General features: G+C 43.7%; 5 protein-coding genes. 4 read left to right on the forward strand and 1 reads right to left on the reverse strand.

Annotated features, from left to right (window positions below):
- Positions 1-111 precede the first annotated feature (111 nt).
- Positions 112-2,520 carry an acyl-CoA dehydrogenase FadE gene (gene fadE, locus N480_RS12885; protein ID WP_419554942.1) on the reverse strand — a complete coding sequence of 803 codons (2,409 nt, stop codon included), beginning with the start codon at positions 2,518-2,520 and terminating at the stop codon, positions 112-114.
- Between the two features lie 288 nt (positions 2,521-2,808).
- Between fadE and N480_RS26000 the strand changes: the two genes are divergently transcribed.
- From N480_RS26000 to N480_RS12905, 4 genes are all read left to right on the forward strand, one after another.
- Positions 2,809-3,054, forward strand: coding sequence for a DUF6419 family natural product biosynthesis protein (locus N480_RS26000; RefSeq protein WP_419554943.1), 246 nt, complete (start codon positions 2,809-2,811; stop codon positions 3,052-3,054).
- Between the two features lie 59 nt (positions 3,055-3,113).
- Positions 3,114-4,244, forward strand: coding sequence for a 4-phosphoerythronate dehydrogenase (locus tag N480_RS12895; protein WP_063372915.1), 1,131 nt, complete (start codon positions 3,114-3,116; stop codon positions 4,242-4,244).
- Between the two features lie 2 nt (positions 4,245-4,246).
- Positions 4,247-5,263: an aspartate-semialdehyde dehydrogenase gene (locus N480_RS12900; RefSeq protein WP_063372916.1), complete on the forward strand. Its 1,017-nt coding sequence runs from the start codon at positions 4,247-4,249 to the stop codon at positions 5,261-5,263.
- 270 nt (positions 5,264-5,533) lie between these two features.
- A partial coding sequence (locus N480_RS12905) for a FimV/HubP family polar landmark protein (protein ID WP_331245796.1) occupies positions 5,534-8,279 on the forward strand: 2,746 nt, incomplete at its 3' end.

Below are 8,279 nucleotides of genomic sequence, written 5' to 3' on the forward strand. Positions count from 1 at the left end.
CCAAGCTTTTGGCCAACAGATGTTGTTAACATCTGTTAGTTTGCTCTGTGTTAGTTGCTATATGCGTAAAAAAGGCCGCGAAAGCGGCCTTTTGATTATAAATGCTTTAAGTTATGCAGCATTCACATTGCTGTCTACAACACGCGCTTTACCAGCCAATAAATCAGCTGGGTCAAAATCATCAACGTTTATAACAGCTAGGCGTTTCGCTTCAACAGCTGCCAATGTATCCGCTTCCTGCTGAGTTAAGATGCCACTTTCAAGCCCCATTTGAGCCACTTTATCAAGTTGCATAAACGGGAGCTTTTGGCCTTTAGCACGACAAACTTTGTCAAAAATTGGCTCAACAGCGAGGATATCTTTCAACGTTTGCTCTTGCTTACCGATTAAGTTTAATGGCTCGTCAGTTGTATAAATATAGCTTGCTAGACGTTCACGTGACTCATTCGGAGTTTGTAGGAGTTTTGCGATATCGTGTTCCATTTCATCAGTTGGCTTACGCACTGGACGACCAAACGGGAATAGCATCAACTTAAGTGCAGCACGCAGTGCCATTGAAGGCATATTGTTGATCAAGTCAGCAAGTGCTCTTTGGCATAAGTATAAATGTTCCTGACATGCCCATTTTACAAGCGGCAGATCTTCTTTGCGGCGACCTTCATCGTTGTAGCGCTTTAAGGTTGCTGAGACCAAATACAGATAGCTTAGTAAATCGCCTAAACGAGCAGAAATACGCTCTTTGCGCTTCAGTGAGCCTCCAAATACGGCCATGCAAATATCAGACATCAAGGCAAGAGAAGCACTAAAACGCGCAGCATTGCGGTAGTAGTCAGCTGTTTCGTCATTAAATGGTACTTTACTAAAGCGGCCACCAGAGATAGCTAACCACTTGGTGCGTACAAGGTTTGAAATAGTAAAGCCAATATGTCCCATTAGTGCTTTATCAAAACTATCTAATGCTTCTTGCTTGTCTTTGATATTGCAAGCATTTAACTCAGCAAGCACAAATGGATGACAACGAATTGCGCCTTGGCCGTAAATAATCATATTTCGAGTAAGGATGTTCGCACCTTCTACCGTGATTGCAATAGGGGCACCTTGATAGCCGCGGCCTAAATAGTTATTTGGGCCAAGACAGATGCCTTTACCACCATGAATATCCATAGCGTGAATAGTTGATGCGCGCATTTGTTCAGTTAAGTGGTACTTCAAAATTGCCGAAATAACAGAAGGCTTTTCACCAGCGTCGACTGCTCCGGTAGACATGCTCAGTGCAGCATCACTGCTGTATGCGTAACCGCCAAGTTTAGATAGCGCTTCTTCAATCCCTTCCATTTTACCAATTGGTAATTTGAACTGACGACGAATACGGCTGTATGCACCACTAGCGAGGGCAAGAGTCTTGATCCCACCACTCGAATTTGAAGGAAGTGTGATCACGCGGCCAACTGACAGACATTCGACCAGCATACGCCAACCTTGTCCGGCCATTTTAGGCCCACCGATAATGAAGTCTAACGGAACAAATACGTCTTGCCCACGAGTTGGTCCATTTTGAAATGGCACATTCAATGGGAAGTGACGGCGGCCAATCTCTACACCTGGTGTCGATGTGGGGATTAGTGCGCAAGTGATACCGATATCTTGTTTATCTCCAAGTAAACCATCAGGGTCCTGCATTTTAAATGCAAGGCCGAGTACAGTCGATACCGGTGCTAGCGTGATATAACGTTTGTTCCAAGTTAGGCGGATACCTAGTGTTTCTTTACCTTCCCACTCGCCTTTGCAAACAACACCAAAGTCTGGAATTGATGACGCATCAGAACCCGCTTCTGGCGAGGTCAATGCAAAACAAGGGATTTCATCGCCTACAGCAAGACGCGGTAAATAATGGTCCTTTTGCTCTTCAGTACCGTAGTGTTGCAGTAACTCACCAGGGCCTAGAGAGTTAGGTACACCTACGATTGAAGAGAGTAGAGTAGATTTACTCGTTAGCTTTTGAAGCACACATGACTGCGCGTATGCTGAAAACTCAAGGCCACCATATTGCTTTTTGATGATCATAGCAAAGAACTTGTTATCTTTTAGATACTGCCAAACCTCTTGAGGTAAGTCGGTAAGTTCATGGGTTGCTTCCCAGTCATCCAACATGGCACAAACTTCTTCTACTGGACCATTTAAAAAAGCTTGTTCTTCAGCTGTTAATCTTGGTTTTGGAAATTGATGTAGCTTATTCCAGTTTGGATTACCACAGAATAAATCGGCTTCCCACCAAGTCGTGCCAGCATCAATTGCTGACTTTTCAGTCTCGGACATGGTCGGCGTCACTTTTTTAAATGCTTTAAAAAGTGGCGCTACGACATACTGCTGACGAATATTTGTTACAGAAAAAGGCACCGCAATGGCTAAAAAGATAAGCCAAGACAAAGCACCAAAGGCATCGGCGAATGTACCAACGACAAGCGTTGCAGCTGCAACACCAAGGCAGGTATTCCAGCTAGCGCGATGATAACAGGCAATGCTAACCAGTGCTATCAAGGCGAGGATGAATAAAAGTGTCATGTTGTTCTTCCTTATTAGAGGTCTGACCACATGGTTAGGCTAGCTTGTCTGACCAGTTATTTCAAGCAAAAAAGCCCGCTATTGTTCATTTTAGAAGCCAGTTTTTTACCTTGCCAACTACACCAATTACTTAAAAATTGTTCAATTGCTAATTTTGTAAACTTATTTATATTACAAAAAAGTCCTAAGGAGGGGATGCTTATGCTTTTGGGTAATATATGTATCATAGTGGTTTCATTCGTGGCGATGTTGCTGAGTGTTGAAACTTATGAGTATGCAGTTTTTATTAATTTTTTCAGTAGTATAGCCTGCGCCTGTTATGCGTATATCGGTGCGCAACACATCGCTTTTTTTCTCGCTTGGTGCAATGTACAAGCCTTTGTTTTCAGCCCGATCATCAATGTCTCGGAGCAGCCAAGTGTCAAACTTCTCGTTTTGTTTTTACTGTGCCTAATGTTTATTGCTCTGGGAATTGGTGCGAGGCGAAACTAGGGACTTGTCGCGAGCTGAGTTACAATGTAACTCCGTGCAATGTGTAGGAATGATGTTAAATGAAGATCTTGGCTGATCAAAATATGCCGTTGGTGGAAGAGTTTTTCTCAAGTTTGGGCGAGGTTGAACGTTTTGATGGACGCTCGGTTACGTCTGAGCAGGTGAAAGATGCAGATGTATTACTTACTCGCTCTATAACTCAAGTGAATGAAAATTTATTGTCACATGCGCATAAAATAAAGTTTGTCGGAACCGCCACGATTGGCGTTGATCATATAGATCAGAGTTACTTAAGTGAACGTGGCATCGCTTTTTCAAGTGCGCCGGGGTGTAATGCAATTGCTGTCGCAGAGTATGTAATTAGCGCCTTATATGCATACAGCCAAGATCGTAATGTTGAGCTGCGTGGTAAAAAGTTGGCAGTTATCGGCGTAGGTAATATAGGTAAGTGTTTAGCGCAAAAACTAAAGTTCAGTGGTATTGAGCTAATTTTGTGTGATCCAGTTCGTGCGCAAGAGGGAACACTTGATGAACATGTTGATATTGATTCAGCATTGGCACAAGCCGATTTTGTGACATTTCATGTTCCACTTGTAAAGTCCGGTGAGCATAAAACTAAGCACTTGTTAAATGAACAAAGGCTCAAAGGCTTGAAGTCTGGCATGCTGATTATTAATGCAAGTCGCGGAGATGTAATTGACAATCAAGCCCTGCTGCAGGCCAAGCAGTCAGGCCAAAAACTCGAATTGATATTGGATGTTTGGGAAAATGAGCCTGCTATTTTAACTGAGCTTATGGATGAGTGCTTGTACGCGTCAGTACATATTGCGGGGCATACCTTGGAGGGCAAAGCAAGGGGGACACAAATGCTATATGAGGCGCTTTGCAAAACCATGCATAAGTCTGCAACTAAGCAGCTTGAGGCATTTTTACCTATTCCTGTAATAAGTCAATGTCACTTAAATGAAACACTTGATGAAACAGATTATGGTCGTATTGCACATATGATCTATGATATTCGTCGCGATAATGGTTTAATGCGAACGAATTTAGAAAGCCAAGGGTTTGATGTACTGCGCAAGCAATACCCAGTAAGAAGAGAATTTTCTACACTGAGCATATCAGCACCATACGCACACCAATCAAAGCTACAACAGTTAGGCTTTCGTATAGAACAGAATGAGGAATAAGCATGTCGCAAAAATTTAATGTCGCGGTACTTGGCGCAACAGGCCTAGTTGGTAAGCAAATTATTGAAACGCTTGCGGAAAGAAAGTTTCCAGTTGATAGGCTTTTTCCATTGGCAAGCAGCCGAAGTGCTGGAGAAGAAATTGACTTCATGGGTGAGAAAGTCACCGTACTAGATGTTGAAGAGTTCGACTTTTCTGAGGCGCACATAGGTCTATTTTCTGCAGGAGGCAGTGTATCTGAAAAGTATGCTCCTATCGCAGCTGAGGCTGGTTGCGTGGTCATTGATAATACATCGCACTTCAGATATGACTACGATATCCCATTAGTTGTACCTGAAGTTAATGCAACAAGCTTAGCGGATTTTAGAAACCGCAATATCATTGCCAATCCAAATTGTTCAACAATTCAAATGATGGTTGCTTTAAAACCCATTTATGACGCCTATGGAATTGACCGAATCAATGTTTCGACGTATCAAGCTGTATCGGGTGCGGGCAAAGAAGCTGTCGATGAGTTGGCAAAGCAAACAGCCAACTTGATGAATGCAAGACCAATGGAAAATGAGGTATTTCCAAAGCAAATCGCGTTTAACGTGATCCCTCAAATTGATGTATTTCAAGACAATGGCTACACCAAAGAAGAAATGAAAATGGTGTGGGAAACGCAGAAAATCTTAGGTGATAGCAGTGTGATGGTAAATCCAACAGCTGTGCGCGTACCTGTCTTTTTCGGCCATGCAGAAGCGATTCATTTAGAAACGCGTATGCCTTTTGATTTGGAGCATGTAAAGCAGCTACTTAATGATGCGCCTGGCATTGAGTTGATTGAAGATGAGCAAGATTATCCAACACCGGTTGGCGATGCCAGTGGAAATGATACCGTTTATGTTGGTCGTTTGAGAGCTGATATATCACACCCAATGGGTTTAAATTTATGGGTTGTTTCTGATAACACGCGTAAAGGTGCAGCAACGAACAGTGTTCAAATTGCGGAAGAATTAATCGCAAATTACCTTTAGTATAAGCGTGGGGTGAAAATGATATGGCAGCATTTTGCCCCACATTCTTGTTAATTCATTTCTATTTACCACCTTCCTGATTTATAAAACATTTTCAATTTCATACTAAAGCATTACCCTGATGTTAAGATTCAATACGTTGGCAATGGATATTCCCTTACAACTGGTTTATAGTTTGCAATTGGAACAGAGCTTGCAAAAAGCAAAGATGAGCAAATTTTTTATTCGCTTACTGGTTGAGTAAGTGGTCACCTGAAACAAAGGAACAGCATGCGCGGTTTAGCCTTATTTTGTATCCTAGCATTGGCTTTCATAACATCTCCCGTTCACACTCAAGAAGGTACGGTGTTGAAAGGTCCAAAAGGCGTAGATTATGGGCTGGAAGGCCGAACAGTCGGACCTATCAGATCTTCAGACACATTGTGGCGAATAGCGCAAAAAATCCGGCCGGATGACTCGGTATCTGTTTATCAAGTTATGAAGGCTTTATATGATAAAAACCCCAATGCGTTTTTAGATCAAAACCTCAACCATATGCGCGATGGTGCGTATTTAAGCATTCCTACCTTGGCAGAGATCCGTCGTGTAAATGCATCAATAGCAAAGCAAAAGTCAGATCAAGACGATGTGCTTTGGGAACGTAAGAAAAATGGCACATTAAATCAGGCTGATATTGAGGCTGCGAAAAAGCGCGTAACTCAAGCTCGTAAAGTCGACGTAGAATTGGCGCAACAAGAACTTACCAACCAACTTAGAAACTTGAGGATGGAACAAGACTCTAAGCTGCTTGAACTTCAGAACGAGTTTAAGTCGTCAGTTCGTAACGTTGAAGAGATTTTAGAAGAAAACAATGAGCTGAGAAAACAGCTAGGTGACATCTCAGATGAGTTACAAAATGTCCGTGAGCAGCTTGGTAAAGACAGCGAAATTCAGCAACAGCTAAAAGTAGTGATTGATATGCAGAGCGAGATGATTGCTCAGCAAGAAGCACAACAGATGGCACAAGAGGAAGCTGGTTTTGGGAAGGCTTTGTCGAATCCATTGGTTATTGCTTTATTGGCAACCATCCCTGCCTTACTCGTGATCGGTGGCCTAGTGTTGTTTATGCGTAAACGTAAACAAGCAACCGAGGTTGCAAGTGAAGATGACGACTTCTTACCGCAAGCGCCTGCTGCGGCCGCAGCTGCAGGTGCCGCAACAGCAGCGACAGCGGCTGTTGACCCGCTTGACTTGGATATGCCTGGTGCAGATGAAATATCGCCACTGGATGAAGGCGTGCAGCTTGATGATGACATTCTACCCGAAGACGACGATATTGTTTTTGATTCGCTAGACGACGAAGAAGGTTTTGAAACAGGTAGCAGCACGCTAGATCAAGATGAACTAGATAGCTTGTTAAGTGATGATATCGTATTTGACGATGAATCTGATGCCACCGAAAGCGCTGATGACTTGGATGATTTCTTGCAGCAAAGCTTTGATGAAACGGATGATGCACTCGATGATGAAGTCACATTGGATGTTGAAGACAGCGCTTCTGATGGAGACGATATTCTCAGTGCAGACGACATAGATGATCTGTTTAATGAAGTCGGTGACGAACAAGATGATACTTTAGATGTGAGTGATGATGCGTTGGCTGCGCTCAGTGAAGAGTTAGCAGACGAGGCAGACACACAAACAGAGTCCAGCAGTGATGAGTTAGATTTAGACGATATAGACAGCTTAATTGATGAAGCTGCAGACGTTTCGCAAAGTGAGGTAGCAGATAGTGCAGATGATTCTGAGAGTATTTTAAGTGCCGATGACATTGATGACCTACTTGATGGCGCGTTGGACGAGGACGATCAAAGTGATACAGACGATTCACTAGAGCTTGGCGACATTGATGATTTAATTGATAGTGCCGCTGAAGAGCCAGTGAGTGATGAGCAACAAGACATCGATAACTTACTCGCACAAGCCGAGCAGTCAGAAGAGATCGCTGCTGAAGATGATATTGACGCACTTCTTGCTGAAGCTGGTGGGGATATTCTCGAAGAAAGCGAACCGCAAGCCTCGAATGAAGAGCAAGAGCCAGCTGAGCTTGATGATATTGACGCGTTACTTGCTGAAGCCAGCGAAGATATCTCAGATGAGAGTGGAGAGCCCTCAAGCAAAGAACAAGAGGCTACTGAACTAGACGACATAGACGAGTTACTGGCGGAAGCCGGAAGCGATGAGGCGCTATTAGAAGAACCAGAGATCGCACCCGACAGTGCAGAACTCGGCGAAGAGCTTGATGAAGATAGCCTAGGTGACATAGATGATCTACTGGCAGATGCCGGTGATGAAGGCGCGTTAATTGAAGAGCCTGAAATCGCAGCCGAAAGTGAAGCACTTGGTGAAGAGCTTGATGAAGATAGCCTAGGTGACATTGATGACCTACTGGCAGATGTTGGTGATGGTGACGCATTACTAGAAGAACCTGAGATTGCACCTGAAAGTGAAGAGCTCGGCGAAGAGCTTGATAAAGATAGCTTAGATGACATTGATGACCTACTGGCAGATGTCGATGATGGTGACGCATTACTAGAAGAGCCTGAAATTGCAGCCGAAAGTGAAGCACTTGGCGAAGAGCTTGATGAAGATAGCCTAGGTGACATTGATGACCTACTGACAGATGCCGGTGATGAAGACGCGTTACTAGAACAACCAGAAATCGCACCTGACAGTGAAGCACTTAGCGAGGAGCTTGACGAAGATAGCTTCGGTGACATTGATGATCTACTGGCAGATGCCGGTGATGAAGACGCGTTACTAGAACAACCAGAGATTGCAGCCGAAAGTGAAGAACTCGGCGAAGAGCTTGATGAAGATAGCCTAGGTGACATTGATGACCTACTGGCAGATGTCGGTGATGAAGATGCGTTACTAGAAGAGTCTGAAATTGGAGCCGAAAGTGAAGAACTCGGCGAAGAGCTTGATGAAGATAGCTTAGGTGACATTGATGACCTACTGGCAGATGTCGGTGATG

This window comes from Pseudoalteromonas luteoviolacea S2607, from assembly GCF_001625575.1.
Classification (GTDB): Bacteria; Pseudomonadota; Gammaproteobacteria; order Enterobacterales; family Alteromonadaceae; genus Pseudoalteromonas; species Pseudoalteromonas luteoviolacea_E.